At 69.2% G+C, this 24,986-nt stretch carries 23 protein-coding genes and 1 tRNA gene; 5 read left to right on the forward strand and 19 right to left on the reverse strand.

The features are described 5' to 3' along the window. Window positions 1-87 precede the first annotated feature (87 nt). Window positions 88-1,215, forward strand: a complete 1,128-nt coding sequence (locus ACYVIO_RS08510; RefSeq protein ID WP_460650104.1) for a trypsin-like serine protease — start codon at window positions 88-90, stop codon at window positions 1,213-1,215. Here ACYVIO_RS08510 and ACYVIO_RS08515 read toward each other — a convergent pair. From ACYVIO_RS08515 to ACYVIO_RS08540, 6 genes are all read right to left on the reverse strand, one after another. Next, the gene (locus ACYVIO_RS08515; RefSeq protein ID WP_460650105.1) at window positions 1,205-2,659 is read right to left on the reverse strand and encodes a nitrilase-related carbon-nitrogen hydrolase; all 1,455 of its coding nucleotides are present in this window, start codon (window positions 2,657-2,659) and stop codon (window positions 1,205-1,207) included. The genes ACYVIO_RS08510 and ACYVIO_RS08515 overlap by 11 nt on opposite strands. After that, complete coding sequence (locus ACYVIO_RS08520; protein WP_460650106.1) at window positions 2,643-3,224, reverse strand: TetR/AcrR family transcriptional regulator; 582 nt, start codon at window positions 3,222-3,224, stop codon at window positions 2,643-2,645. The genes ACYVIO_RS08515 and ACYVIO_RS08520 overlap by 17 nt, the downstream gene beginning before the upstream one ends. Window positions 3,225-3,338: 114 nt before the next feature. Further along, window positions 3,339-5,279 carry a CocE/NonD family hydrolase gene (locus ACYVIO_RS08525; protein ID WP_460650107.1) on the reverse strand — a complete coding sequence of 647 codons (1,941 nt, stop codon included), beginning with the start codon at window positions 5,277-5,279 and terminating at the stop codon, window positions 3,339-3,341. A 158-nt stretch (window positions 5,280-5,437) separates the two neighbouring features. Further along, a complete protein-coding gene (locus ACYVIO_RS08530; protein WP_460650108.1) occupies window positions 5,438-5,965 on the reverse strand; it encodes a hypothetical protein in 528 nt (175 codons plus the stop codon). A 54-nt stretch (window positions 5,966-6,019) separates the two neighbouring features. Beyond that, on the reverse strand, window positions 6,020-6,895 hold the full coding sequence (locus ACYVIO_RS08535; protein WP_460650109.1) for an NAD(+)/NADH kinase: 876 nt from the start codon (window positions 6,893-6,895) through the stop codon (window positions 6,020-6,022). 61 nt (window positions 6,896-6,956) lie between these two features. Next, window positions 6,957-7,952 carry an SPFH domain-containing protein gene (locus tag ACYVIO_RS08540; protein ID WP_460650110.1) on the reverse strand — a complete coding sequence of 332 codons (996 nt, stop codon included), beginning with the start codon at window positions 7,950-7,952 and terminating at the stop codon, window positions 6,957-6,959. A 78-nt stretch (window positions 7,953-8,030) separates the two neighbouring features. Here ACYVIO_RS08540 and ACYVIO_RS08545 point away from each other — a divergent pair, with 78 nt between their 5' ends. Then, window positions 8,031-8,714, forward strand: coding sequence for an NUDIX hydrolase (locus ACYVIO_RS08545; protein WP_460650111.1), 684 nt, complete (start codon window positions 8,031-8,033; stop codon window positions 8,712-8,714). On the opposite strand, the gene ACYVIO_RS08550 is transcribed toward ACYVIO_RS08545, so the two are convergent. Beyond that, window positions 8,711-9,595, reverse strand: a complete 885-nt coding sequence (locus ACYVIO_RS08550) for a carbohydrate kinase family protein (RefSeq protein ID WP_460650112.1) — start codon at window positions 9,593-9,595, stop codon at window positions 8,711-8,713. The genes ACYVIO_RS08545 and ACYVIO_RS08550 overlap by 4 nt on opposite strands. A gap of 78 nt (window positions 9,596-9,673) precedes the next feature. Here ACYVIO_RS08550 and ACYVIO_RS08555 point away from each other — a divergent pair, with 78 nt between their 5' ends. Continuing rightward, window positions 9,674-10,330 carry an SDR family NAD(P)-dependent oxidoreductase gene (locus tag ACYVIO_RS08555; protein ID WP_460650113.1) on the forward strand — a complete coding sequence of 219 codons (657 nt, stop codon included), beginning with the start codon at window positions 9,674-9,676 and terminating at the stop codon, window positions 10,328-10,330. 69 nt (window positions 10,331-10,399) lie between these two features. Continuing rightward, window positions 10,400-11,620 (forward strand): alpha/beta hydrolase family protein, encoded by a 1,221-nt coding sequence (locus ACYVIO_RS08560; protein WP_460650114.1) that lies wholly within the window; start codon window positions 10,400-10,402, stop codon window positions 11,618-11,620. 15 nt (window positions 11,621-11,635) lie between these two features. On the opposite strand, the gene ACYVIO_RS08565 is transcribed toward ACYVIO_RS08560, so the two are convergent. The 8 genes from ACYVIO_RS08565 to ACYVIO_RS08600 form a co-directional block, all read right to left on the reverse strand. After that, window positions 11,636-12,265 carry a CoA transferase subunit B gene (locus ACYVIO_RS08565; RefSeq protein ID WP_460650115.1) on the reverse strand — a complete coding sequence of 210 codons (630 nt, stop codon included), beginning with the start codon at window positions 12,263-12,265 and terminating at the stop codon, window positions 11,636-11,638. Window position 12,266: 1 nt separating this feature from the next. Then, the gene (locus ACYVIO_RS08570) at window positions 12,267-13,055 is read right to left on the reverse strand and encodes a CoA transferase subunit A (protein WP_460650116.1); all 789 of its coding nucleotides are present in this window, start codon (window positions 13,053-13,055) and stop codon (window positions 12,267-12,269) included. 138 nt (window positions 13,056-13,193) lie between these two features. After that, window positions 13,194-14,228, reverse strand: a complete 1,035-nt coding sequence (locus tag ACYVIO_RS08575; RefSeq protein WP_460650117.1) for a hypothetical protein — start codon at window positions 14,226-14,228, stop codon at window positions 13,194-13,196. Window positions 14,229-14,273: 45 nt separating this feature from the next. Further along, a complete protein-coding gene (locus tag ACYVIO_RS08580; protein WP_460650118.1) occupies window positions 14,274-14,972 on the reverse strand; it encodes a carbohydrate-binding family 9-like protein in 699 nt (232 codons plus the stop codon). Next, entirely contained in the window at window positions 14,965-15,483 is a 519-nt protein-coding gene (locus ACYVIO_RS08585; RefSeq protein WP_460650119.1) for a hypothetical protein, read from the reverse strand. The genes ACYVIO_RS08580 and ACYVIO_RS08585 overlap by 8 nt, the downstream gene beginning before the upstream one ends. A 17-nt stretch (window positions 15,484-15,500) precedes the next feature. Further along, window positions 15,501-16,139, reverse strand: a complete 639-nt coding sequence (lipB, locus tag ACYVIO_RS08590) for a lipoyl(octanoyl) transferase LipB (RefSeq protein WP_460650120.1) — start codon at window positions 16,137-16,139, stop codon at window positions 15,501-15,503. Window positions 16,140-16,208: 69 nt separating this feature from the next. Next, a tRNA-Pro gene (locus ACYVIO_RS08595) sits at window positions 16,209-16,282 on the reverse strand. Between the two features lie 46 nt (window positions 16,283-16,328). Then, window positions 16,329-17,264 carry a metallophosphoesterase gene (locus tag ACYVIO_RS08600; RefSeq protein WP_460650121.1) on the reverse strand — a complete coding sequence of 312 codons (936 nt, stop codon included), beginning with the start codon at window positions 17,262-17,264 and terminating at the stop codon, window positions 16,329-16,331. Between the two features lie 26 nt (window positions 17,265-17,290). Here ACYVIO_RS08600 and ACYVIO_RS08605 point away from each other — a divergent pair, with 26 nt between their 5' ends. Then, window positions 17,291-17,758, forward strand: a complete 468-nt coding sequence (locus ACYVIO_RS08605; RefSeq protein WP_460650122.1) for a GatB/YqeY domain-containing protein — start codon at window positions 17,291-17,293, stop codon at window positions 17,756-17,758. A 58-nt stretch (window positions 17,759-17,816) separates the two neighbouring features. Here ACYVIO_RS08605 and ACYVIO_RS08610 read toward each other — a convergent pair whose 3' ends face one another. The 4 genes from ACYVIO_RS08610 to ACYVIO_RS08625 all read right to left on the reverse strand — a co-directional run bounded on the left by ACYVIO_RS08610 (window position 17,817) and on the right by ACYVIO_RS08625 (window position 24,983). Continuing rightward, window positions 17,817-20,210 carry a penicillin-binding protein gene (locus ACYVIO_RS08610; RefSeq protein WP_460650123.1) on the reverse strand — a complete coding sequence of 798 codons (2,394 nt, stop codon included), beginning with the start codon at window positions 20,208-20,210 and terminating at the stop codon, window positions 17,817-17,819. Window positions 20,211-20,463: 253 nt separating this feature from the next. Further along, a complete protein-coding gene (gene lon, locus ACYVIO_RS08615) occupies window positions 20,464-22,818 on the reverse strand; it encodes an endopeptidase La (protein ID WP_460650124.1) in 2,355 nt (784 codons plus the stop codon). Window positions 22,819-22,914: 96 nt separating this feature from the next. Then, a complete protein-coding gene (locus ACYVIO_RS08620) occupies window positions 22,915-24,036 on the reverse strand; it encodes an ArsA family ATPase (protein ID WP_460650125.1) in 1,122 nt (373 codons plus the stop codon). Next, the gene (locus ACYVIO_RS08625) at window positions 24,033-24,983 is read right to left on the reverse strand and encodes an ArsA-related P-loop ATPase (RefSeq protein WP_460650126.1); all 951 of its coding nucleotides are present in this window, start codon (window positions 24,981-24,983) and stop codon (window positions 24,033-24,035) included. Before ACYVIO_RS08625 ends, ACYVIO_RS08620 begins: the two co-directional genes overlap by 4 nt. Between the last annotated feature and the right edge of the window lie 3 nt (window positions 24,984-24,986).

The following is a 24,986-nucleotide window of genomic DNA, read 5'->3' on the forward strand; positions in this document are numbered from 1 at the left end:
GTACAAACTGTGCAAACCGCAGCAGTTTTCGAGGAGGCACCGCCCATGCTTCTGACCAGAATTTTCCGATCCGCCGTCTTGTGCGCGATGACCGCCGCCCTGGTCATCGTGCCCGCCCACTCGGCGAGCGCCGCGCCCACCTCCGCCCAAGGTGAGCCCGGTCCCCGAGTCGTCGGTGGAACCCGCGCGCTGCAAGGTGAGTTTCCGTGGATGGTGAGGCTGTCCATGGGATGTGGTGGTGCGATGTACACCAATCAGCTTGTGCTGACCGCCGCGCACTGCGTGGGTTCCACCGGCAACAACACGTCGATCACCGCGACCGTCGGTGTCGTCGATCTGCAGGACACGTCGGCCACGAAGGTGAAGTCGACGTACATCCACCGCTCGCCCACCTACGGCACGAGCACCGGTGGTGACTGGGCGCTGATCAAGCTGGCCACGCCGATCACCGGCGTCGCGACGCTGCCGATCGCCACCACCACGTCGTACGACACCGGCACCTTCACGGTGGCCGGCTGGGGTGCGGCCAGTGAGGGCGGCGCGCAGCAGCGGTACCTGCTGAAGGCGAACGTCCCGTACGTCGACGACGTGACGTGCCGGGATGCCGGCGACTACTACAGCGACCTGATCTTCCCGGCCGAGCTGTGCGCCGGGCAGATGGCCACCGGTGGCGTCGACACCTGCCAGGGTGACTCCGGCGGCCCGATGTTCCGCCGGGACAACTCGAACGCGTGGATCCAGGTCGGCATCGTCAGCCACGGTGACGGTTGTGCCCGGCCGAGCGCGCCGGGCGTCTACACCCAGGTGAGCACGTTCGCGTCGGCCATCGCCGCCGCGGCCGCGAACCTCGGCGGAGGCGGTCCCACCCCGACGTGCGGGCCGTTCAGCAACAGCGCCGACGTCAACATCCCGGATGCCGGCGCCGCCGTCACCAGCTCGATCACCGTGAGCGGCTGCACCGGGAGCGCCACGTCGGCGCAGGTCGCGGTCAACATCGTGCACACCTACCGCGGTGATCTGGTGATCGACCTGATCTCGCCCGACGGTTCGTCGTACCGGCTGAAGAACTCCAGCAACGACTCGGCCGACAACATCAACCAGACGTACACGGCCACCCTCAGCAGCGAGACCCGCAACGGCACCTGGAAGCTCCAGGTCCGCGATGTGGCCCGTGCGGACACGGGCTACATCAACTCCTGGTCGATCAGCTCGTAGCAGCGTCACCCGGTCGGCGTCTTGGTCGCAGCAGGGCCAAGGCGCCGATCGCGGTGAGCAGGATGGACAGGTACGCGAACCAGTCGCCCCAGCGGGTGTACGGCGTGCGCGCGATCCCTGGGTTCAGCTCGCCGACGAGCGTCACGGACTGGTTCGAGGCTGCCGGGAGTTCGCTGACCAGGCGACCGTGCTGATCGGTGAAGGTCAGTCGGCCCTTGCTGCCGTTGCGGGCGATCGGGATGCCGTTCTCGACTCCGCGCAGGAGTGCCATCCGGCTGTGCAGCCAGCCGTCGTTGTCGAAGTCGAGGCCGGGGACGAGCAGCAGGTCGACGCCGACCTTGCCGTACTGACGTGACAAAGCCGGGAAGTCCAAGTCCTTGCAGATCAGCACGCCCCACTGCTCGCCGTCCGGGCCGTCCATCAGCCCGAGATGGTCGCCGGAGGTGTACGGCTCGATGCCGGGGATCAGGTGGTGCTTGTCGTACGCCGTGGGCGCGCTGCCGTCGGGTGAGAGCACCAGCGCCCGGTTGTAGTCGTTGTCGCCGAAGACGGTCAGTCCGACGACGAGCACGACCTTGTTGCTAGAGGCAAGCTTCTGGAAGGAGTCGGTCAGTCCGGGCAGGGCCGAAGACTGGACGTCGATGATCTTCTCGGGCAGCAGTACCACCGTGGCGCCCTGCTGTGCTGCCGCCTGGATGCCGCGGGTGTAGTTCGCCAGGATCGACGGCCCACCCGGCGAAGTCCAGCTCGAGTCGTCGTCGGTGCTGTCCGACACGATCGCGATCCGGACCGGCGAGTGTGTGGACGGAGCGTCGTTCAGGCGCCAAGTGCCATAGGAAAAAACGCCCAGGGCAACAACCAACAGGCCGACCGAGGCCTGCAGCACGGCCGGTCGCCGTACGCCGGGAGCACAGCAGATCGCCAGTACGGCGGCGGGAAGCATCAGTAGGAAGGAGATTCCCCAAACCCCGGTGAGCGAGACGAGCTGGATCACAGGGCGCACATCGGCCTGCGTGTACGCGAGGCTGGTGAAGGCGCCGTGCGGTGAGGCCGTGGCGATCAGGTAGTCGCAGGCCGCCCAGCAAGCGGGCGCTGCGACCGCGGCAAGAACGAAGTGGTGGCGGACCGCCAAGGCGCGGAACAGCAGCACCGTCAGCGTGAACACACCGGCGAGCAGCAGCAGGAAGGCCAGCGCGGCCGGTGGCAGCTCGAGGTCCTCGAGCAGGTAGCGCCACAGGTTCGCCAGTCCGAGCGACCAGCCGGCGAAGGCCGTCAGCGCCGCCAGCCGGGCGCTGATCCGAGGCGCCAGCAGAAGGACCGGTACCGGCGCGAGCCAGGTCAGAGCGGGCAGAGTGTTGAGGCCGGACCCGAAGTACAGGGCCGCGCCGGTGAGCAGGACCGCCAGTACGGCGTACCGGCGGGGGTGGTCAGACACGGAGTCCATCGATCATCCTTTCGCCCAGGCTCAGGCACAGGGCGCGGAAGTCGTCGGCGGGCATGCCGATCCGGTCACCGTGGTAGAGCTGGATCAGGCCGTGCACGAAGGCGGCGATCATCAGGCTGGACTCCCAGATGTCGTCGTCGCGGAAGAGTTGCTGGTCGACGCCGGCCGCGATCGCGTCGGCGAGCAGCGTGAAGGTCGGCGAGCGACGTGCCTTGAAGTCGGCCGGGAACTGCCGGGCCTGGTCGCGCCGTTCGGTGAACATGTACGCGTAGAGCCGCGGCTGGGCCAGCGCGAAGTCGACGTGGTCGACGAGCATCTCGTGCAGCCGGGTGTCGGCCGCCGTACTGCGTGGTTCGGCGGCCCAGCGGGTCATCAGCTCGGCGAACGCGGCGTCGGCCACCTCGTGCAGCAACGCGTCCCGGTCGGGGAAGTACTGGTAGATCGCCATCGGCGTGATGCCGACCGCGGCGGCGACCCGGCGCATGCTGACGCCCTCGGCGCCCTTCTCGGTGAGCAGCCAGCTCGCGGCTGCCGTGATGCGGTCCTTCGTCGTCACCTCGGTCATACCGAGCATTCAACGGCAAATGCCTATACGGCGTATAGGGGAATGACCCTGAATCACCCCTGAACGCACCGCGACCCCCGATCCGCAGGGGATCGGGGGTCGCGACTGCTCAGATCAGCGTGAGGCTTCGACGAACTGGCGCATCAGCTCCACCGGGTCCTTCGAGGGCTCGGGCTGGGCCAGCGAGTCGGCCGGGATCCGGGACTGCGGGGTGTCCGCGGTCGCGAGGTCCGGAGCGTTGGTCAGCGGGAGGGTGAGGGACGACTTGGCCGGGTCGAGCGTGACGGTCGCACCGGTGAACGGGACCGACGGGTTGTCGGGCTCGACGGTGAGCACCAGACCGAGCCGGTGGCCGGCGGTGAAGACGACGTCGTCGGCGTTCAGCTCGAAGGACAGGTCGTACCACTTGCCGGACTGCAGGGACTCCTTGCGGTTCAGCGACTTGTAGTGACCGATGTCGGCCAGCGTGCGGACCGCGATCGACGCGTCGGAGACCGCCGTGTTGATCTGGGTCTTGGCGTAGCAGCCGGTGTCGAGGGTGTTGCCGTCACCCCAGCAGACGCTGGTGTTCGGCACGTTGGTGACGTCGCGGTAGCGGGTCGCCGTACCGTAGTCGACCAGGCGTGCCTTGATGCCTGCGGCAACCTTGTTGACCTTGACCCGGACGCTGACCTTGCCGGTGCCGGACATCCGGACCGACTGCTCCAGGTCGTTGCTGAGGAACACCGCCCGGTCGGTGCGCTGCGCGGTCGGATCCAGTACGACGGTGTCGGCGGACTCCTGGCTGGTCCCGGTGAAGCTGATCGGGTCCGACGAGGCGGCCGCGATCGACAGCCCGCCGGTCTTGGAGTTCAGCGGCTTGCTCAGGTTGAGCTTCGTCGTCTTCACCCCGGGAGCCGGCCAGCGCGGCTCGTCGACGAACGAACCGTCCTCACGCTGCACGGTCGCCTGCGGAGTCTTCATCACGTCGTTCTTCAGGCCCTGCAGCCAGTAGTCGAACCACGGGTGCAGCTTGTCCACCCACTCGTCGCGGAAGCTGAAGCCGTCCAGGTGCACGCCCTGGTGCAGGAAGATCTTGCGCGGCACGTTGCGCTTGGCCAGCTCGTCCCACCACTCGCCGAAGTGCCGGGTCTTCACGTTCTCGTCGCCGAGCCCGTGCACGACGTACACGCTGGCCTTCACCTTGCTCGCGTCGAGCCGGTAGTTCCGGGGGTCCCAGAACTTGCTGTACGAGCCGGTGCGGGTGTCGGAGTCCTGCTCGATCTCGCCGGTGAGCTCCTCGCAGCGCGGGGACGCGTCGTTGCTCACGTAGTCGTGCAGGAAGCCCATGTACTCGTCGTAGAAGGGCACCCCGAAGCCGCGGGTGTAGTCGTACCAGCTGGAGATCGCGGCGATCGGGACGATCGTCTCGAGGCCCTTGACGCCGGTGCTCGCGACGGAGTTCGCGATCGTGCCGTTCCAGGAGACGCCGATCATCCCGGCCTTGCCGGTCGACCAGTCGGCCTTGGCCTTCGCGCCGTCCGGGGTGTGGCCCGGGACGCGGTTGTTCAGCCAGTCGATCACGGCCTTGGTGCCGAGCACCTCGTAGTCCGCGCCGACGTCGCTGCAGCCGGTCGAGCGGAACGTGCCCGGCATGTCGACGAAGGCCACGGCGTACCCGCGCGGGACGAAGTAGTTGTCCAGCCAGCTGCCGTACACCTGCCGGGTGCCGGCGTCGTCGAAGTAGTTCTTCGGGTCGCCCGCGTAGTACGGCGACGCCTGGATGATCACCGGGATGTCGATCCCGGCCTCGGCCGCCTCACCGGGCCGGATGATGTCGACGGTGACCTGGTCCTTGACGCCGTTCGCGTCGGCGTCGACCCCCGGTACGTCGACCTGGATCCGCTCGTGGATCGCGTTGTCGTAGTCGTACGCCGCGACCGTCTGCGTCCCCTGGACGAACGGCTTGCTCGGCGGGCCGGCGGTCGCGGACAACGACGCGATCGGCGCCAGTGCCGCGGTGGCGAGCAGGGCCACTCCGGTACGGAAGGCCGAGCCCCTTCTGGATCTGCGCATGCGTGTAGCTCCCCTGTGGGCGGTGGGTGGAGCACGCCGGCCCTCCCTCGACAGGGCCGTTGTGGTGAACGCACCTTATGCAGAACGTGACACCGCTGTCAGCACAGATCTCACCCGAGTGGTCACCATCCGTGGAGATCACGGGAAATACTTCGCGGCTAGAACACACCCCAGGTGGCACCGGGCAGCGCGCCGGTGAAGGTGACGACGTAGCGATTCTGCGCCGCCCAGCTCTCGGCGGTGCGCGACAGCCGCTGGTTTCCCGAGTTGAGCATGTCGGTGCACAGCTTCTGGGCCGTCCCGCGCGAGGCCCACAGGGTCTGGATCATGCACTCCTCGGTGCCCTCGCGACCGAGCTTCACCGCGAGCACGAACGCTCGGTGCGCCGTCCAGGCGTTCCCCGTCAGGGCGCGGGCGAGGGCTGTCTGGTACGCCGGGAGCGGTGTCCGGAGCAGTTCGTCGTACGCCGCTCGTCCGCCGCGCCGGTCCAGCCAGTTGCCGTGGTCGCCGAGCAGGAGCGTCGTACTGGTGATCAGCGTGGTCGCGGCGTCGGCCTGGAGATCACCCTGCGAGCGCGGCCGGACAGCCATCGGGCGGGCCGACTCTCGCGGAGTCCGGGCCAGGGCGACCAGCAAGACGATTGCGCCGACGATGATCGCCACCACGATGACCAGGTCCCAGCTCACGGGCGCCACGGTAGCGATGATTCGGTCCGCGTCGGGAGCGTTGGCCGCTAGCTGTCAGCGGACCAGGCGCAGGCGGGTGTCGGCGACGGTGAGGTCGAGGCGTTGGCCCCAGGTGATGGTGAGGGAGTCGGCTTCGATGCCGTCGCCGAAGACGACCAGGTCGGCCTCGGCGGTGACGGTCAGGTGGTCCTGCGCGGTGAGGACGCCTTCGGTGTACGACGTACCGGTCGCCGGTGAGGGCCAGGCCTCGCGGACGAACCAGCACAGGGCCGGGTCGAGCGGGCCGGGCAGGGCGAGGTGGCTGCGGCGTTCCTGCCAGGCTGAGCGGCACCACCCCGTGGATCCTGTTCCGGTGCCGACCAGCAGGCCGGAGGACGACTGGCGTTCCTCCAGGCCCTCGGGCGAGGCGAGGCGGTAGCGGGCGGACTGGTGGGTCCGGTGGCCGACGTACACCTCGTTGAGCGCCAGCAGGCGCTGGCCGTCGTCGGTGCCGGCGACGACCATCGTGCGTTCCTCGACGTGCCGCGTACGAAGCAGGTCGGCGATCGCTTCCGGCGGGTGCGGCACCAGTACGCCGGGGTTGCGGGTCGGCTCCGGGTTGATGCCGATCACCGGCTGCCCGTCGAGGTACTTGGCGACGTTCGCCACCAGCCCGTCCTGCCCGACCGCGATCACCACGTCCTCTGGGCCGAAGACGAACCGATCGAGATCACCTCGCTCGGCCACCGCCCGCCGCCAGTCCAGCGGGACCGCCGCCGACACTGCGGCCAGCGCCTTTTGTTGGGCCTGGTGCCGATCGTCCAGCTCGGCCAGGTCCCGCCCGCGGGTCTGCAGGAAGAACCCGGCCTGCTGGCGAGTCCCATGCCGAGCAATGAGCTCGCTCAGCTCGGTTGCACGGTGCACGAGCACGGCCCTGGGAGGAAGGCTCATCGCGTGACTCCCTGTCTAAGCTGCCGACCGAGGTCAGCCTTCCGCCGACTTGGTGTGGTGGTCATGCGTTGTCGCCAACCAGCTTGCTGAGCAGCGGGGTGATCAGGTCCGGGGTCAGGTTCAGTGTTCCGATCTCCGGTAGGGCACCTTGCTTGACCGCCAGGGCCAGGATTGTCGCCTGGTCCATTTCGGCGTACGCGTCGAGCAAGGCCTTCTCCGCCGCAGCCTCAGCAGCACCGATCACTCGCTTGGCGTCCGCCTCCGCCTGGCTCAGAGCCCGCGTGCGGTTGGCGGCCGCCTCGGTTTCGATGCGCCCGGCGGCAGCGGCCTCGGTCGCCCGCTGGCGTTCGTTCTGACCCTTCTGTGTCACCAACTGCTCCTCGCGCCGAGCCAGCTCGATCTGGTTCTGCAGCTCGTTCTCCGCGATCGACCGCTCCCGCTCGACCGCCATCGCGCGGCGCTCGTACGTCGCCTTGTCGGCCGCCTGCTGCACCATCTCGCGGGTCGGAGTCTGCAACGCCCGCTCCACGTCGTTCTCAGCCCGTACGGCGACCACGCGCACGTCCTCGACGCCGATCCCGAGCCCGGTCAGCCGCTGGTCCTCGCGCAGCCCGGTGCTCACCGCCAGCCGCAGCGACGCCATCCCCTCGGACAGCGCCTGCGTCAGCGTCATCCGCGCCAGCAGGTCGAGCGCGGTCTGCTGCGCCAGCTCGGTCAGCAGTCCGCCGAGCTGCTCGAGCGGAGTCGCCCGCCACCTCCCCGTGTCCGGGTCGATCCCGAAGTCGAGCCGGGTCGCGGCCAGCGCGGGGTCGGTCACCCGGTACGTCACGGTCGCCTGCACCACGACGTCCTGGAAGTCGATCGTCCGCCCGTGGAACAGCAACGGCTGCTCGCGGTCGTCGACCGGCACCTCGCTCAGCGCCGAGTTCAGCGCCCGGAACCAGAACGCCTGCCCGGCGCCGTCGTGCACCAGCTTCCCGTTCCGCAGGTGCCGGACGTGGGTGGTGGGGTTCGCCCGCAGGTGGCTGATGAACCGGAACCGCGTGATGTCTGCCATCGCTCTGTCTCCTTTGTCGTCACTTTGACGATAAGGCTTCGGATCGCTTTTCGTCAAGGTGACGATTAAGGTGCTCTCATGGACTTCGACCCGATGGGTGTGGCCACCGACCTGGTGATCCTGACCGTCCAGAACGGCTCGTTCGAGGTGCTGCTGATCCGTCGCGGCATCCCTCCGCATCGCGGCCGCTGGGCGCTGCCCGGCGGTTTCGTCCGCGCGGGCGAGGGCCTGGAGAAGGCCGCCCGTCGCGAGCTCGCCGAGGAGACCGGCGTCGGTTCGGACCGGATCCACCTCGAGCAGGTGGCGACGTACGGCGAACCCGGGCGCGATCCGCGCGGTCAGGTGATCAGCGTCGCCTACCTCGCGCTCGTCCCCGACCTGCCGACACCGGTCGCCGGGTCGGACGCGGCGTCGGCGTCCTGGATCCCGGTCGCCGAGGTGCTCGACGATCCCGGCCGGCTCGCGTTCGACCACCACCGGATCCTCACCGACGCCGTCGAACGCGCGCGGGCCAAGCTCGAGTACTCGCCGCTCGCGACCGCCTTCTGCGCCGACGAGTTCACCGTCTCCGAGCTGCGCGGCGTCTACGAGGCCGTCTGGGGGATCCCGCTCGATCCGCGAAACTTCCACCGCAAGGCCACCCGGACGGAAGGCTTCGTCGTACCGCTCGGTGCGACCACCACTCGCGACGGCGGGCGCCCGGCGCAGCTGTTCCGTCGCGGCCCGGCGGCCACGCTCCATCCGCCGCTGACGCGCGGCTAACGGTTGAGCAGCATCAACTGTTCGGCGGTGATGAGGTCGGTGTGCGTGCCGGGGGAGCCGCAGGCCCACGCGCCCGCGATCGTGCCCGCCGTCGCGGCTTCGTAGTACGAGCGACCGTCCAGCCAGGTGGTGAGGAAGGCGGCGACGTAGGCGTCGCCGGCGCCGTTGGTGTCGATCACCGGGCGCCCCGGGAGGTCGACCGCGGGCAGGTGGACCGGGTCCTCGCCGCGGACGTACAGGTAGCTGCCGTCGGCGCCCGCCATCGCGACCACCACCTGCGCCCGCCCGCACGCGAAGATCCAGTCGACCGCCTTGTCGCGCAGCGCGCTGGTCGACACGAACACGACGTCGGCGCACTGGGCGAAGTCGCGGTGGTACTCGTGGTCACCGTCCCAGTCGTGGAGATCGGTCGACACGGTGCAACCGGCCGCCAGTACGTCGGGCAGCGCGCGCCGCGCAAAGTCCATGATCGAGACGTGCACATGGCGCGCGTGGTCGACCCACCCGCGCCACAGCTGCGGGTCCACCCGCATCCCCGCGGGGTGGCGTCCGTCGTACAGGGAGGTCCTGGTCCCGTCTGGCGCGACCAGGTTGACGCTGCGCCTCGTCCCGCTCGGGTGGACGACCGTCGCCAGCGGCAGTCCGAGCTCGTCGTACGTCGAGCGGATCCGCCGGCCCTCAGGGTCGTCGCCGATCACGTCGGCGAGGGCGGGCTGGAGCCCGAGCCGGTGACAGCCGAGGGCGACGCCGTGGCCGGTGTGGCCGACGTACGTCTGCACGGGCTCGACGTGAATGGTCTCCCAGTCCGGCAACGGCAGGCCGGGAACGCGCACGATGGTATCGATGCCAACGCCGCCGATCACGAACACGTCCAAGTCCATGGACCCATCCTCACCGAGCAGCACAAGACCTGGGGAGGGGTTGACCTCGACAGCTCTTGAAGTGATCTGCTTCTTTACATGAAACACGTATTGATCACCGGCGCCGGCCGGGACACCGGGCGCCTGCTCGCGCTCGCCTTCGCCGCGTCCGGAGCGCACGTGATCGCGACAGCCCGTACGGCGGCCGCCGCGGAGGAGACCGTCGCGCTCGTGCGCGCGGCGGGTGGATCGGCGGAGGCCGCCGTGCTCGACCTCGCGTCGCCGGAGTCGATCGCCGCGCTGGAGATCGAGCGGCTCGACGTACTGGTGAACAGCGGTGCGCGCTATCTGGAGGGTGACGCCTCAGCCGCTGACATCGCGGACACGATCGGCGGTGCCGCGATCGGGACGACGCTGCTCACGGAGCGTCTCCTGCCGTTGCTCAGGGCATCCGATCGGGCCGATGTGGTCAATCTGATCTCCGCCGCGGGCGAGCCCGGGCAGCACCGGTCGTCGGCGCACCCCGCCTTCTACGCGGCCAAGCATGCGCAGGCCGGCTACGCCGAGATCCTGTCCGCCCGCCTGCGGCCCGAAGGCATCCGCGTGATCTCGCTCTTCCCACCCGACTTCGTCCAGTCCGGCCCCCGCGAGGGCGGCGCCGAGCTGACCGCCCAGTCGGTGGTCGACTGCGTCCTGTTCGCGGTGGGTCAACCGCGCGACTGCTTCATCCGCGCCTTCCACTTCGAACAGCTCTGACTTTCGACAGGGGTCCCACCTGGCCTTCGGCAGCGGCGGCGACAGCTCGTCGAAGGGCAAGGTCGGCACATGCTCACTCGCCGCCTCCTCCTCACCGGCACCGCAGCCGCCCTCCTCGCCCCGTCTACTGCTACTGCTTCGGTACGTCGACAAGCTGTGCAACTGAAGTTCCCTCAACCGACTGGACCTTTTCCTGTCGGCACCACCGAACTTCATCTCGTGGACGCCGGGCGGGACGACCCATTCCTCCCCGGCCGTCCACGCGAGCTGATGATCAGCATCTGGTACCCAGCAGCCCGTCGCACCGACCAGGCGTCGTACCTCCCACCCCTCACCGCCCAGGTGTACGCCGAAGGCGCCGCGATCGCACTCCAACAACCGGCGGACGCAGTCGACTGGGCCGGCGCTCGCGTCCACGCCGGACTGTCAGCGCCGGTGAGCCGCAGCTGGGGCCGCCGCCCGGTCGTGCTGTTCTCACCCGGCTTCGGCGTACCGCGCGGCCTGGCCTCGATCATAGTCGCCGAGCTGGCCAGTCGCGGGTACGTCGTGGTCACCGTCGACCACACCTACGAAGCGGCGGCCGTCGAGTTCCCCGGCGGCCGGGTCGCCGTACAGACGTTGCCGCCGGAGCCGTTCTCGCAGCTCGCCCGGTCGACGCGCATCGCCGACGTACGACATGTGCTGGACGCCCTCCAACGACTGGCCCACGGGCACAACCCGGATGCCGACGCGCGGCGCCTGCCCAGGGATCTCGGCGAGATCCTCGACCTGACCCGCATCGGCGCGTACGGCCACTCGGCCGGCGGCATCACCTCGGCCGACGTGATGCTCGTCGACCGCCGGGTGAAGGCCGGCATCGACCTCGACGGCACCCTCGGCTACGGCTACGCCGATCCCGCCGACTGCCCGGTCGTCGCCCAGGGCCTCGACCGCCCGTTCCTCCTGCTCGGCGCCGGCGGCACCGGCCCGAACGGCGGTCCGCAGACTCACCGCACCGACCCGTCCTGGGGTCTGTTCTGGGAGAACTCGACCGGCTGGAAGCGCGACCTCAACGTCCCGCACGGGCAGCACTACACGTTCATCGACCACCAGGCGCTGATCCCGTGGTTCCAGCGGCACTTCACCGTCCCGCCGGAACTGATCGCCAACAGCATCGGCACGGTCGATCCGCAGCGGATCCTCAAGACGCTGAACACCTACATCCCGGCGTTCTTCGACCAGCACCTGCGCGGCCGTCCGGGCACCTGGCGCGACTCGCCGCGGCACCCGGACCTCCGATTCATCGCTTGACCGGCGTACGGCGGTCTACTGCTTGATCGGTGCCCCGGTCTTGTCCTGCAGCTCGTCGAAGGTGACCCCTTCGGCGAGCTCGACCAGCTGCAGCCCGTCGTCGGTGATGTCCAGTACGGCGAGGTCGGTGATGATCCGGTTGACCACACCGCGACCCGTGTACGGCAGGTCGCACTCCTGGAGGATCTTGTGCGACCCGTCCTTGGCGACGTGCTCCATCAGCACGATCACCTTCTTGGCGCCGTGCACGAGATCCATCGCGCCGCCCATGCCCTTGACCATCTTGCCGGGGATCATCCAGTTCGACAGGTCGCCGGTGGCCGACACCTGCATCGCGCCCAGGATGGCGGCGTCGATCGCGCCGCCGCGGATCATCCCGAACGACAGCGACGAGTCGAAGAACGATGCCCCCGGCAACGTCGTCACGGTCTCCTTGCCGGCGTTGATCAGGTCCGGGTCCTCGTCGCCTTCGACCGGGTACGGGCCGACGCCGAGGATGCCGTTCTCGGACTGCAGTACGACGGTGACGCCGTCCGGGATGTAGTTCGGGACCATCGTCGGCAGGCCGATGCCGAGGTTGACGTACGAGCCGTCCTCCAGCTCGGCGGCGGCCCGGGCGGCCATCTGCTCACGGGTGAGTGGCATCTCAGGCCTCCAGCTTCTCGCGCTGGGCCTCGTAGGCCTCGCGGGGTTGGACCGTGCGCTTCTCGATCCGCTTCTCGATGTCCTTGCCAACGGCAACTACTCGCTGGACGTAGACGCCGGGCAGGTGGATCTCGTCGGGGTCCAGCTCACCAGGCTGGACCAGCTCCTCGACCTGCGCGATCGTGATCCGGCCGGCCATCGCGGCCAGCGGGTTGAAGTTGCGCGCGCTGCGGTCGAAGACCAGGTTGCCGTGGGTGTCGCCCTTGAGCGCGTGCACCAGGCCGAAGTCGGTGGTGATCGACTCCTCCAGCACGTACGTCGTGCCGTTGATCTCCCGGGTCTCCTTCGGCTCCGAGGCCTTCGCGACCGAGCCGTCGGTGTTGTACAGCTGCGGCAGCCCGCCGTCGGCGACCTGGGTGCCGACGCCGGCGAGCGTGAAGAACGCGGCGATCCCGCAGCCGCCGGCCCGCAGCTTCTCGGCCAGCGTGCCCTGCGGCGTCAGCTCGACCTCCAGCTCGCCGGACAGGAACTGCCGGGCGAACTCCTTGTTCTCCCCGACGTACGACGACGTCATCTTCGCGATCCGCTTGTCGGCGAGCAGGATGCCGAGACCCCAGTCGTCGACACCGCAGTTGTTCGACACGACGCTGAGCCCGCTCACCCCCTTGGCGTGGAGGGCGTCGATCAGCTGCATCGGGTTCCCGCACAGCCCGAACCCGCCGACCGCCAGGCTCGCGCCGTCGCCGATGTCGTCGACCGCGTCCCGCGGCGACCCGTACGTCTTGTCCATCCGGCTGCTCCGTTGCAGTTCGAGGGCTCAGTCAGCTCGACTCTAACCAGCCCCGACCTCCCCGGCGACCCCCACTCGCTGTGGCCGAAACCACAGGCAGTACGCCGCCACACCCCGTCGTGTGTCCTCACTACATAGCTAAGCCGTGGCCTCAGCTGAGCACAGCAGGCGCAGCTCGTGAGCTGCTTCTTCCCGGGCGTCAACCAGCTCTTCCGGGCAAGTCCCCAGTACGACGCTCAAGTGCTCGCGGGCGCACACCAAGTTCCCGGCGTGCCGGGCTGTGCGGGCCAGGCCGATCTGGGCGGCGGCTGCCGCTTCGGCGCAGTCGGTGTGCTCGGCAAGCGTCAGTGCCCGCGTGAAGTCGGCTCGGGCGGCCTCCACAGCTCCCGCACGCAGCTGGAGGCCGGCACGCTCGCACAGGAGCAGCCCGGCCTCCTCCTCCAGCCCCAGCTCCTCCGCCAGCTCCACAGCCTCACTGGTGACCGGCAGGAGGTCGTCGGTGATCTGCCGCAGTCCGGTCAGCGCCAGGAACATCGCCCAGCGGTCCTCCAGCATCCGGAAGCGCGCCAGCGCGATCCGCAACGACTGCTCGGCCTCCGCCGGACCGATGTCGACCAGTCCGGGATACCCCTTGATCAGCTCGACCGCAGCCCGGGTCCACGCGTCCCCGTCCCGCTCGTGCCGAGCCAGTACGTCGGCAACCGTCGTACTGGACTCGAACGGCCCGAACACCAGCGACCACAGCAGCACCGTCACCGGGTACTTGAACGGCCCCACGCCATCCAGCACCACCTGCTGAGCCAGCTCCAGCTGCTCCTGCTCGGCCGACGAGGCCCCGTGCAGCACGGTGAGCAGGTACTCCTCCTCCAGCCCGGCCGGGACAGTCCGCCCGAGCATGCCGAGCACCCGCTCAGCAGCAGCCGACGCCTCGTCCTGCAGCCCGCGCGACCACCAGTAGCTCGACAGCCCGGCCACCAGCCGCAGCGCCATCCGCGGATCGCTCTCGCAGGCCCGCTCGATCGCGGCGACCACCTGGTCGCCCTCGGCCGCGGACCGGATCGCCGACCGCGGCAAGCTGGTTGCTGTGCGCAACGGATCCGGGTGCTCGACCAGGTCGATCAGGTACGACAGCTCGTCGTCGTACCCTCCGCCCCGGAACTCCACATCACTCATTGTCACCCCGGCGGGTTCACCGCCGGGGCAGGGGGTCCTAAACCGTCAGAACTCCAGCACGCCCCAGTGCTCGGGCTTGTGCATGTCGACCTCGCCCTGCGGCGACCAGACCCAGAAGTCCTGCTGCGAGCCCTTGCGGTACGCGCCGTCCACGACGTCGTGCGACCACTCGACCCGCATCAGGTTCATCCGCCACTCGTCGCCGGGCTTCGGCGGCATCGAGGCCTTGGTGTGCTGCGCGAGCTCGGCCCACGGGAAGGCCGCCTCGACGGTCCAGCCGGCGTCGGCGTCGCTGGGGTCGTTCAGCGTGCCGTCGACGTGGATCGCGGTCCGCAGGCCGGGCAGGTTGGTCGGGTCGATCGCGACGCCGCCGTCGGCGTACGGCTTGGGCAGCGTGAGCTCCCAGATCGTGCCGAGCGGGTTGATCTCGAACTCGTAGTAGTTCTGCCGGTCGCCGTCCGGGTCGACGAACAGCTCGAAGTTGTTCTCCTCGTACAGGAACGTGTTCTGCTCGGTCATCGTCGACCAGACGTGCGGCTCCTCGAGCCGGGCGCCGAGGTACAGGTACTCGTCGTCGTACAGCAGCTTGGCCTGGGTCTTGTACGCCGGCGCCGGCTGGTCGCCGCGGATGTCGACGAAGTCGCTGGTCCAGGCCGCCTCCGCCCAGGCCGGGTGGGTCAGCGTGCCGTCGATCGGCGGCGGGGTGGTCGTGCGGTGGGCCTTGTAGCGGGGCAGATCAGGCATCGGCGCGCTCCAGCAGTCCGGCGAGCAAGTGGGCGAGCAGGAAGGTAGTCGCAGTCAGGACCGGGACGACCAGCAGGGTCCAGGTGCTGAACAGATTGTCGGCGAGGAAACCGAGGACGACGAGCAGCATGAAGCCGACGCCGAGGAACGCGACCAGCCGCGGGTGCGGTACCGCGAGCCGGCTCAGCGCGGTCGCGCCGAGCACGATCGTGACCACGACGGTCAGCACGAGCAGCGGGAAACCCCAGGCGCCGCAGTTCGAGGTGTCGCGGAACCGTTCGCAGCCGCGCTCACTCAGCCACACCATGCCGATCGTGACGAACCCGGCCAGCACGCCGACCACCGCGAGGATGAGTAGCGGAGGCACCGGCGGTACGTCGAACCGCCAGGCTGGCTTCTCGTCGGTCTCCTCGACCTCGACGGGCGAGGCCGCCTCGTCTTCGCGGGCAGCGGACGTCTCGTCGTCCGCCCCCGGCAGCGGCCGGGTGACCTCGTCGTCGGCATCGCCCATGGCCGCAGGCTACTGGGTCAGACGGCTCCGAGGGTGGCTGCCACCGCGTCGCGGACCTCGGCGTCGGTGGGAACCGGCCGGCCCTGCTCGGCCGCGAGCTCGGCCAGGGAGACCATCGTGACGTCGTGCAGCCCGCAGGTCGTGAACGTGTGAAACACGTCCATCGCCGGGTCCACGTTGATCGAGAACCCGTGGCTGGTCACGCCGCGGCGGATCCGCATCCCGATCGAGCAGAGCTTGCGGTGGTCCTCGGTCCAGACGCCGACCAGGCTGCTCTCGCCGCGCGGCGTCTCCCGTCGTACGAGCGGGAAGCCGAGCTCACCGAGGGCCGTGATCAGGCCGTTCTCGACCCAGCGGACGATGTCGACCGCGCCACGCTGCTTGAGGTCGATCACGAGGTACCCGACCAGTTGCCCGGGGCCGTGGTACGTCGCGAAGCCGCCGCGGTCGACCGCCACTGCTGGGATCCCCGCCGCTTCGGCCGGGAGGTCGTCCAGCGGCGTCCGCGACCCGTAGGTGATCACCGGCGGATGGCTCAGCAGGAACAGCCGGTCTCCGGCCGTCCCCTCGGTCCGCTCCTCGACCCAGGACAGCATGTCCTTGGTGGCGACCTCGTACTCGACCTCGCCCAGATCCACTCGCTGCAGCACGCTCACCTGGCAAGGGTAGAACTGCCCAGAAAATGACTGAGGGCGGCGACTCTTGCGAGTCACCGCCCTCTTCTGTCGGGCTGACAGGATTTGAACCTGCGACCTCGTCGTCCCGAACGACGCGCGCTACCAAACTGCGCCACAGCCCGAAGCCGGAGTCAGCTTACATGCGCTGTGGGCTGGGACGAAATCGGGTTAATCACCGGTGTGAATCCGGGGGACTAACGTGAGCAAAGTCGCCTCCGGACGGCACGCGAACCGCACCGGCGCGTACGGCGAAGTGCCCAGTCCGGCCGACACGTGCATGGCCGCCTGCCGGCCCTCGAAGCCCCACGTGCTCAGGCCTTTGACCCGGGAAGCGTCCAGGTCGCAGTTGGTCACGAGAGCGCCGTACAGCGGCACCGCGAGCTGTCCGCCGTGCGTGTGCCCGGCCAGGATCAGCGGGTACCCGTCGCCGACGAACGCGTTCAGGACCCGCTGGTACGGCGCGTGGGTGACGCCGATCGACAGGTCGGCCGTGGGGTCGACCTCACCGGCCACCTCGGCGTACCGGTCGCGCTTGATGTGCGGGTCGTCGGTGCCGGCGAAGTCCAGGCGCAGGCCGTTGACCTTCAGCGTGGACTTCAGGTTGTTCAGGTCGGCCCAGCCGGCCTCGGTGAAGGCGCTGCGCATCTCCTCGAACGGCAGGTCCGGACCGTGCGGCTTGTGCTTCTGCTTGTTGGCCGGGAGCAAGTAGTTCACCGGGTTCTTGAAGTGCGGCTTCCAGTAGTCGTTGGAGCCGAACACGAACACGCCGGGCAGGTCGAGCAGTGCGCCGTACGCGCGCAGCAGCGGGAGCACCGAGTCGGGGGAGGAGAGGTTGTCGCCGGTGGTGACGACCAGGTCCGGCTCCAGCTGGGCCAGCTCGTTGACCCAGCGGATCTTCTTCTCCTGGGTCGGCATCAGGTGCAGGTCGGACAGGTGCAGCACCTTGAGCGGGTCGGCGCCCGGCGGCAGCACCGGCACGGTGAAGCGGCGCAGCGTGAACCAGCGCACCTCGATGGCCGCCGCGTACCCGACGCAGGCGGCTCCTACCGCGCCGATCACACCCGCGGTCTTCAGCGTCGTTGTGGCCAGCCCCCGGAAACTCATTGTTCCAGCCTGCCACAATCTTCCCTATGTCCAACTCCGAGCTGAAGCAACGCCTGCACGACGACATGACCGCGGCCCTCAAGGCCCGCGACGACATCCGCAAGTCCACGCTGCGGATGGCACTGACGGCCGTGACGAAGGCCGAGGTGGCCGGCAAGGAGGCCCGCGAGCTGTCCGACGCCGAGGTGCTCGAGGTCCTGACCGCCGAGGCCAAGAAGCGCCGCGAGTCCGTCACCGCCTACCGCGACGCCGGCCGTGCCGAGCTGGCCGACAAGGAGCAGGCCGAGGCGGACATCCTGGCCGAGTACCTGCCCGAGCAGCTCACCGCCGAGGAGATCGCCGCCCTGGTCACCGAGACCATCGCCGCCACCGGTGCCGCCGAGCTGGGCCCGCGCGGCATCGGCAAGGTGATGGGCGCCCTGCAGCCCAAGGTGAAGGGCAAGGCCGACGGCGGCGCCGTCTCCTCCGAGGTCAAGCGCCAGCTCGGCGCCTGAGTCACCTCCAACGACAAGAGGGCCTCCCCTGCTGGGGGAGGCCCTCTTGTCGTTCAGCTCAGCGCCGTGGGCAGTTCGGGAACTGCGGGTGCCACGGCGGGCACTGGGGATTCGGCTTCCCCGTGTTCGGTGGGTTCGGAGGCTGCGGACTGTTCGGCGGGTTGGGCGGCTGCTGGCCGTCCTTGCCGTTGGAGATGTAGATCGTCACCGACGATCCCTCCGGAGCGCCGTCGCGCTGCCGGGGAGACGTGTAGGCGACGGTGCCCGCGGTCTCCTTGGAGTCGACCTGGCCGGGGGCCACGGTGACCTGGAAGCCCGCGCCCTGCAGCCTGTTGGTCGCGTCCTGGACCGACATGCCGGTCACGAACGGCAGGTCCTTCACGTCACCGCGGATGGTCTTGTCGCTCGGGGCGACGAAGTGGGTCTCCGCGGATCCCTTGAGCGCGGCGCGCATCGCGGCTTCCCAGATCGGACCGGCCGTGCCCGAACCGCTCGGGTCGGCGATGTCGCGGCCGTTCAGCGTGTGGCCGTACATCAGGTTGGTGTACGGCAGTTTCGCGTCGGCGACCACCGAGGCCGCGGCCATCGTCGAGGAGTAGCCGGAGAACCAGACGGCCTTGTTGTCCTGGATCGTTCCGGTCTTGCCGGCCAGGTCGCTGGTGCCGAAGTTCAGCCTGTTGCCGGTACCGCCCGACCCCATGACCTCGTGCAGCACCCGGTTCACACCGTCGGCGACCGGCTGCTCCAGCGCCTGCGTGCACTCGACGCCCGGCGTCTTGATCGGCTTGCCGGCGGCGCTGGTGATCGAGGTGACGGCCAGCGGCTTGCAGTACTTGCCGCGGGCGGCGAAGGTCGCGTACGCGTTCGCCAGCATCATCGGGCTGACGTTGTCGACGCCGAGCGTCATCGAGATGACCTGCTGCAGCGGCTGCAGGGTCTGCGCGTCCTTCATGCCGAGCTTCGCCGCGATGTTCGCGACCGCGCACAGTCCGGTGCGCTGGGACAGCTGCAGGAAGTACGTGTTGGTCGAGGCCTTGGCCGCCTCGATCATGGTCAGGTCACCGCTGCGGGTCGAGTTCTTCGGGTGGTAGTCGGGGTCGCTGGTGGTCCCGGTGCAGGTCTTGAACTTGACCCCGCTCAGGTCGATCGGCGACGGCGAGTTGATCCGGTAGTTCAGCGGGATGCCCTGCTGGATCGCGGCGGCGATGGTGAACGCCTTCATCGTCGACCCGTTCTGGAACCCGCCGTAGCCACCGGGGTAGGTCTTCTCGACGTTGTAGTTGTACGACGTGGTGTGGTTCGTCCCGTCGCCGTACGGCTTGCTCTGCGCCATGCCCTTCACCAGGCCGCTGCCGGGCTGAACCATGGTGACCGCGGCGATCGTCGTGTCGGCCGGCTTCGACTTCGCCTTGATCGCGGACTCGGCCGCGGCCTGGATCTTCGGGTCCAGCGAGGTCTTCACGGTGATGCCGGCGGTCTTGATGTAGTGCGCCCGGCTCTTCTCGTCGGGGCCGAAGGCCGGGTTGTCGAGCAGCGTGGAGTACGCCCACTCGCAGTAGAACGGGTACTTCGACGCGGCGCAGCCGTTCGGGACCTTGTTGACCTTCTTCGGGTCGTAGACCGGGGTGCGGATCGCGTCGGTCGCCTGCTTGGCGGTGATGACGTTGAGCTCCTGCATCCGGCGCAGCACCACGTCGCGGCGGTCCTTGGCCCGCTTGGCGTTGTTGGTCGGGTCGTAGCCGCTCGGGTTCTTCACCAGGCCGGCCAGCATCGCGGCCTGGGCCAGCGTCAGCTTGTTCGCGTGGGTGGAGAAGTAGTGCCGCGCGGCGGCCTCGACGCCGTACGCGCCGTCACCGAAGTTGGCCAGGTTCAGGTACTTCTCCAGGATCTCGTCCTTGGAGAACTCCTTCTCGATCGCCACCGCGTAGCGCAGCTCGGCGATCTTGCGCTGGTACGTCGACGCGGTCGCCTGCTGGTACTCCTCGGGCGTCTTCGCCTTCGCGATCAGGCTCAGCTTCACGTACTGCTGGGTGATGCTCGATCCACCCTGCTGCACCGAGCCCTCGGACTGGTTGCGCAGCATCGCGCGCAGCGTGCCCTTCGCGTCCAGCGCGCCGTGGTCGTAGAAGCGGTCGTCCTCGATCGCGACGATCGCCTTGCGCATGATCGGGTTGACCTGCGCGAGCGTGATCGGCACCCGGTTCTGCTCGTACAGGTAGGCGATCAGCGAGCCGTCGGCCGCGACGATCTTGCTGGTCCGCGCCGGTGGAGCGGTCTTCAGCTCCTGCGGCAGGTCCTGCAGGGTCTCGTGGGTCTTCTCGGTCGTGAAACCGGCCAGTCCCGCGAACGGGATCGCGAGACCGGCGGCGAGTGCGCCGGACAGCACGCTCACCCCGAGGAACAGAACAACCGACTGGACGACGCCGCGGTCGCCCTTCTCCCTGACGCGCATGCGTCAGAGCCTACGGGATCGCCGAGCCACGCCGTAGTCGAGCATGTGATCTACGTCACGCCAACCTTCGGGACCCTTCAGACGTCTGCAGCGCACGCAAAGCAGCCCGTACGACGTACAGCCCCAACCCTGCCGCGAAAAATCATCCGAAAGGAGGACGGCCGACCGATCCACCGGGACAGGTGGGTCGGTCGGCCGTCAGGGGATTCCTGCTCCGGCCCGCCGGCCACGAGGGCCGGCGGACCGGGATCGATCAGGCGGCGTACTGCCGCGCGTCGACCTGTGCGGGGACCAGAGCCAGCTCCAGCACCTCGCGGACGTCGCTCACCGGGTGAACGGTCAGCTCCGCCAGGACGGACGCGGGGACGTCCTCCAGGTCCGGCTCGTTGCGCTTCGGGATCAGGATCGTGGTCAGTCCGGCCCGGTGGGCGGCGAGCAGCTTCTGCTTCACGCCACCGATCGGGAGCACCCGGCCGGTCAGCGACACCTCACCGGTCATCGCGACCTCCGAGCGGACCGGCCGTCCGGACAGCAGCGACGCCAGCGCGGTCGTCATCGTGACACCCGCCGACGGCCCGTCCTTCGGGACCGCTCCGGCCGGTACGTGGATGTGGGTGTTGCGCTCGGCCAGGTCACCGACCGGCAGTCCCAGCTCCGCGCCGTGCGAGCGCAGGTAGGACAGCGCGATCTGCGCCGACTCCTTCATCACGTCACCCAGCTGACCGGTCAGCGTGACACCGGTCGGACCGGTCTCCTTGTCCGCCAGCGACGCCTCGATGAAGAGCACGTCACCACCGGCACCCGTCACGGCCAGGCCCGTCGCCACTCCGGGCAGCGCCGTCCGCTCCGCCGACTCCGGCGTGAACTTGGGCGACCCCAGGTAGGTCTTCAGGTTGTCCGCGGCGACCGTCACCGATCCACCGAGGTCCTCACCGAGCGCCAGCTTGGCCGTCACCTTCCGCAGTACGCGGGAGATCGACCGCTCCAGCTGCCGTACGCCGGCCTCGCGGGTGTACTCGCCGGCGAGCAGGCGCAGCGCCGACTCCTCGACGACGACCTCCTCGGCGGTCAGACCTGCCCGCTCGAGCTGCCGCGGGAGCAGGTGGTCGCGAGCGATCACGACCTTCTCCTCCTCGGTGTACCCGTCCAGCTGCACCAGCTCCATCCGGTCCAGCAGCGGAGCCGGGATCGAGTCGAGCACGTTCGCCGTGGCCAGGAAGACCACGTCGGACAGGTCCAGCTCGACCTCCAGGTAGTGGTCCCGGAAGGTGTGGTTCTGTGCCGGGTCCAGGACCTCCAGCAGAGCCGCGGTCGGGTCGCCCCGGTAGTCCGCGCCCACCTTGTCGATCTCGTCCAGCAGCACCACCGGGTTCATCGAACCGGCTTCGGTGATCGCCCGGACGATCCGGCCCGGCAGCGCACCGACGTACGTCCGGCGGTGACCACGGATCTCGGCCTCGTCCCGGACACCGCCGAGTGCGACCCGGACGAACTTCCGGCCCATCGCACGGGCCACGGACTCGCCCAGCGAGGTCTTGCCGACACCAGGAGGACCGACCAGGGCCAGTACGGCGCCACTGCGGCGTCCACCGACCACTCCGAGTCCACGGTCCGCGCGGCGACGCCGTACGGCCAGGTACTCGGTGATGCGCTCCTTCACGTCGTCCAGGCCGGCGTGGTCCGCGTCCAGGATCGCCCTGGCCTCACGGATGTCGTAGCCGTCCTCGGTCCGCTCGTTCCAGGGCAGCTCGAGCACGGTGTCCAGCCAGGTGCGGATCCAGCCGACCTCGGGGGACTGCTCCGCGGTCCGCTCCAGCTTGTCGACCTCGGCGAGCGCGGCCTTGCGGACGTGCTCGGGCAGGTCGGCCGCCTCGACGCGAGCGCGGTAGTCCTCCTCCTCGGACTCGGCCTTGCCGTCCAGCTCGGCCAGTTCCTTGCGGACGGCCGCGAGCTGCTGGCGAAGCAGGAACTCACGCTGCTGCTTCTCCATCCCCTCCTGGACGTCCTTCTGGATGGACTCCGACACCTCGAGCTCGGCCAGGTGGTCCTTCACCCAGCCGATCAGCTTGGTCAGCCGCTCGGTGACGTTCGCGTTCTCCAGCAGCTCCAGCTTCTGGGCGTCGTTCAGGTACGACGCGTAGCCGGCCAGGTCGGCCAGCTCGGCCGGAGCGTTCACCTGCTTCACCGAGTCGATCACCTGGTAGGCACCGCGCCGTTCCAGCACGCTGGTGACCAGGGTCTTGTACTCGCGGGAGAGCTCCGCCGACTGTGCGTCGGTGATCTCGTTCAGCACCGTGGCGCCGACCCACAGGGCCGCACCCGGACCGGTGGTCCCGGCGCCGATCAGGACCCGGGCGGTACCCCGGATCACCGCTGCCTGGGCTCCGCCCGGCAGCCTGCCGATCTGCTCGATCTCGCCGAGCGTCCCGGCCTTCGCATATTTGCCGTCCAGGCGCGGTACCAGCAGCACCTTGTCCTGTCCGGACGCCTGCGCCGCGTCGATCGCAGCCCGGGCCTCGGTGTCGGCCAGCCGAACCGGCACGACCATTCCAGGCAGGACCACGACGTCGTCCAACGGCAGAACAGGAAGATTCAACGTCTCAGTCACGCTGTCACACCCTCACTTGAAGATTGAGTCTGACAGGCTCAACGGTGGACGTGACCTGGTCATTCCCGAGGGCTTTCGAGTTCGCTGACGGTGAAATCAAGCGGTCAGCAGGTCGCCGATCGTGCGGAGGCCGGTGAGGTCGTGGACGTCGTCGGGCAGAGCCGGGACGTCGACGGTCGCGATCGAGCGGTGGCCGCGGCGGAACCGGTCGGCGCGCTTGGTCTCGCCGACGACCTGCTGCATCCGGTCCGCGTGCAGCAGCAGTACGGCGGCCGTCAGCTCCGACTTCTCCGCCTCGGTCAGCTTCTCCGCGGCCGCCAGGGACCGCTCGGCCGACAGGTCAGGAGCGTGCGTGGTCGTCACGCGGTTCAGTACGACGCCCGCGAGCGGCATCCGCTCCTCGCGCAGCCGGTCCGTGAAGTACGAGGCCTCCCGGAGCGCGTCGTTCTGCGGCGCGGCCACGACCAGGAACGCCGTGTGCGGCTCCCGGAGCAGCGCGACGGTCTTCTCCGCCCGCTCCCGAAACCCGCCGAACAGCGTGTCGAAGGCCGCCGCGAACGTCTGGACGTCGGTCAGCACCTGCGCGCCGAGCACCTTGTTCATCACCGACATCGCCAGGTTCACCCCCGCGGACATCAGCCGCAGCGGACCGCGAGCCGGCGCGAGCAGCAGCCGCAGGAACCGGCCCTCCAGCAGCGAGGCCAGCCGCTCGGGCGCGTCCAGGAAGTCCAGCGCGGAGCGCGACGGCGGGGTGTCGACCACGATCAGGTCCCACTCGCCGGTCTTCTCGGCGTGCTTGTGCAGCTGGCCGAGCTTCTCCATCGCCATGTACTCCTGCGTGCCCGCGAACGACGACGACAGCGCGACGTAGAACGGGTTGGCCAGGATCTGCTCGGCCTTCTCCGGCGTCGCGTGCGCCAGTACCACCTCGTCGAAGGTGCGCTTCATGTCGAGCATCATCGCGTCGAGGCTGCCGCCGTTCGCGCCGTCGACGTCCTTGACCGCGCGCGGGGTGTTGTCCAGCTCGGTCAGCCCGAGCGACTGCGCGAGCCTGCGCGCCGGGTCGATCGTCAGTACGACGACCTTCCGGCCGCGCTCGGCCGCCCGCAGCCCCAGCGCCGCGGCGGTCGTGGTCTTGCCGACCCCGCCCGCGCCGCAGGTGACCACGATCCGGGTTTTCGGGTCGTCGATCAGGGCGTCCAGGTCCAGGGAGGTCATCCGCGCAGCTCCTCGGCCATGTCGAACAGGGCGCCGTGATCGATCCCGTCCGGGACCAGCCCGAGCTCGGTCACTTGCTTGCCCAGGGCATCGATCCGGTCGCGGTTCTCCCGCTCCAGGCCGATCCGTACGGCGTGGTCGCGCGCCTCGGCCGCCAGCGTGCTCACCATCTGCTTGCTGGACGAGATCCCGGCCGCCTTCAGGCCGCGCGCCAGCTCGGCGGCGGGCAGTTTCTCCTTCACCGCAAGGGCGAGCATCTCGTCGTCGAGCGGGCTGTGCCGGACCATGTTGACCACGATCGAACCGATCCGCAGGTCCAGCGCCTCGAGCTGCCCGACCGCGTCCAGGGTTTCCTGGACCGGCATCTCCTCCAGTAGCGTGACCAGGTGGATCCGGGTCACGTCCGAGCGCAACATGCCCATGATCGCGTCCGCCTGGTTGCGGATCGGGCCCATCTTGGCCAGGCCGGCGACCTCGTGGTTCACGTTCAGGAACGGGCCGATCCGGCCGGTCGGCGGCGCGTCCAGCACCACCGCGTCGTACGCGAGCCTGCCGTGCGCCTTGCGCCGCGTCGCCTCGTAGACCTTGCCGGTCAGCAGCACGTCGCGCAGGCCGGGCGCGATCGTGGTGACGAAGTCGACCGCGCCGACCTTGTCGAGCGCCTTCCCGGCGCGGCCGAGGTGGTAGTACATGTCGAGGTACTCCAGCAGCGCGGCCTCGGCGTCGACCGCGAGCGCGTAGACCTCACCGCCCGCGGGGCCGACGGCGATCCGGCGCTCGACGTACGGAAGTGGAGGTACGTCGAACAGCTGGGCCAGTCCCTGGCGCCCCTCGACCTCGACGAGCAGCACCCGCTTGCCCTCGTCGGCCAGTGAGAGCGCCATGGCGGCTGCCACTGTCGTCTTCCCGGTGCCGCCCTTGCCGGTCACCACATGCAGCCTCGCCATGGT

The sequence above is a fragment of the Kribbella endophytica genome (assembly GCF_054781295.1).

Excerpts from the sequence above, each read along its gene's own strand:
- ACYVIO_RS08510 (WP_460650104.1), top strand. The coding sequence starts at position 88 with ATGACCGCCGCCCTGGTCATCGTGCCCGCCCACTCGGCGAGCGCCGCG.
- ACYVIO_RS08515 (WP_460650105.1), bottom strand. The coding sequence starts at position 2,659 with ATGGACTCCGTGTCTGACCACCCCCGCCGGTACGCCGTACTGGCGGTC.
- ACYVIO_RS08520 (WP_460650106.1), bottom strand. The coding sequence starts at position 3,224 with ATGACCGAGGTGACGACGAAGGACCGCATCACGGCAGCCGCGAGCTGG.
- ACYVIO_RS08525 (WP_460650107.1), bottom strand. The coding sequence starts at position 5,279 with ATGCGCAGATCCAGAAGGGGCTCGGCCTTCCGTACCGGAGTGGCCCTG.
- ACYVIO_RS08535 (WP_460650109.1), bottom strand. The coding sequence starts at position 6,895 with ATGAGCCTTCCTCCCAGGGCCGTGCTCGTGCACCGTGCAACCGAGCTG.
- ACYVIO_RS08540 (WP_460650110.1), bottom strand. The coding sequence starts at position 7,952 with ATGGCAGACATCACGCGGTTCCGGTTCATCAGCCACCTGCGGGCGAAC.
- ACYVIO_RS08545 (WP_460650111.1), top strand. The coding sequence starts at position 8,031 with ATGGACTTCGACCCGATGGGTGTGGCCACCGACCTGGTGATCCTGACC.
- ACYVIO_RS08550 (WP_460650112.1), bottom strand. The coding sequence starts at position 9,595 with ATGGACTTGGACGTGTTCGTGATCGGCGGCGTTGGCATCGATACCATC.
- ACYVIO_RS08555 (WP_460650113.1), top strand. The coding sequence starts at position 9,674 with ATGAAACACGTATTGATCACCGGCGCCGGCCGGGACACCGGGCGCCTG.
- ACYVIO_RS08560 (WP_460650114.1), top strand. The coding sequence starts at position 10,400 with ATGCTCACTCGCCGCCTCCTCCTCACCGGCACCGCAGCCGCCCTCCTC.
- ACYVIO_RS08565 (WP_460650115.1), bottom strand. The coding sequence starts at position 12,265 with ATGCCACTCACCCGTGAGCAGATGGCCGCCCGGGCCGCCGCCGAGCTG.
- ACYVIO_RS08570 (WP_460650116.1), bottom strand. The coding sequence starts at position 13,055 with ATGGACAAGACGTACGGGTCGCCGCGGGACGCGGTCGACGACATCGGC.
- ACYVIO_RS08575 (WP_460650117.1), bottom strand. The coding sequence starts at position 14,228 with ATGAGTGATGTGGAGTTCCGGGGCGGAGGGTACGACGACGAGCTGTCG.
- ACYVIO_RS08580 (WP_460650118.1), bottom strand. The coding sequence starts at position 14,972 with ATGCCTGATCTGCCCCGCTACAAGGCCCACCGCACGACCACCCCGCCG.
- ACYVIO_RS08585 (WP_460650119.1), bottom strand. The coding sequence starts at position 15,483 with ATGGGCGATGCCGACGACGAGGTCACCCGGCCGCTGCCGGGGGCGGAC.
- ACYVIO_RS08600 (WP_460650121.1), bottom strand. The coding sequence starts at position 17,264 with ATGAGTTTCCGGGGGCTGGCCACAACGACGCTGAAGACCGCGGGTGTG.
- ACYVIO_RS08605 (WP_460650122.1), top strand. The coding sequence starts at position 17,291 with ATGTCCAACTCCGAGCTGAAGCAACGCCTGCACGACGACATGACCGCG.
- ACYVIO_RS08610 (WP_460650123.1), bottom strand. The coding sequence starts at position 20,210 with ATGCGCGTCAGGGAGAAGGGCGACCGCGGCGTCGTCCAGTCGGTTGTT.
- ACYVIO_RS08620 (WP_460650125.1), bottom strand. The coding sequence starts at position 24,036 with ATGACCTCCCTGGACCTGGACGCCCTGATCGACGACCCGAAAACCCGG.
- ACYVIO_RS08625 (WP_460650126.1), bottom strand. The coding sequence starts at position 24,983 with ATGGCGAGGCTGCATGTGGTGACCGGCAAGGGCGGCACCGGGAAGACG.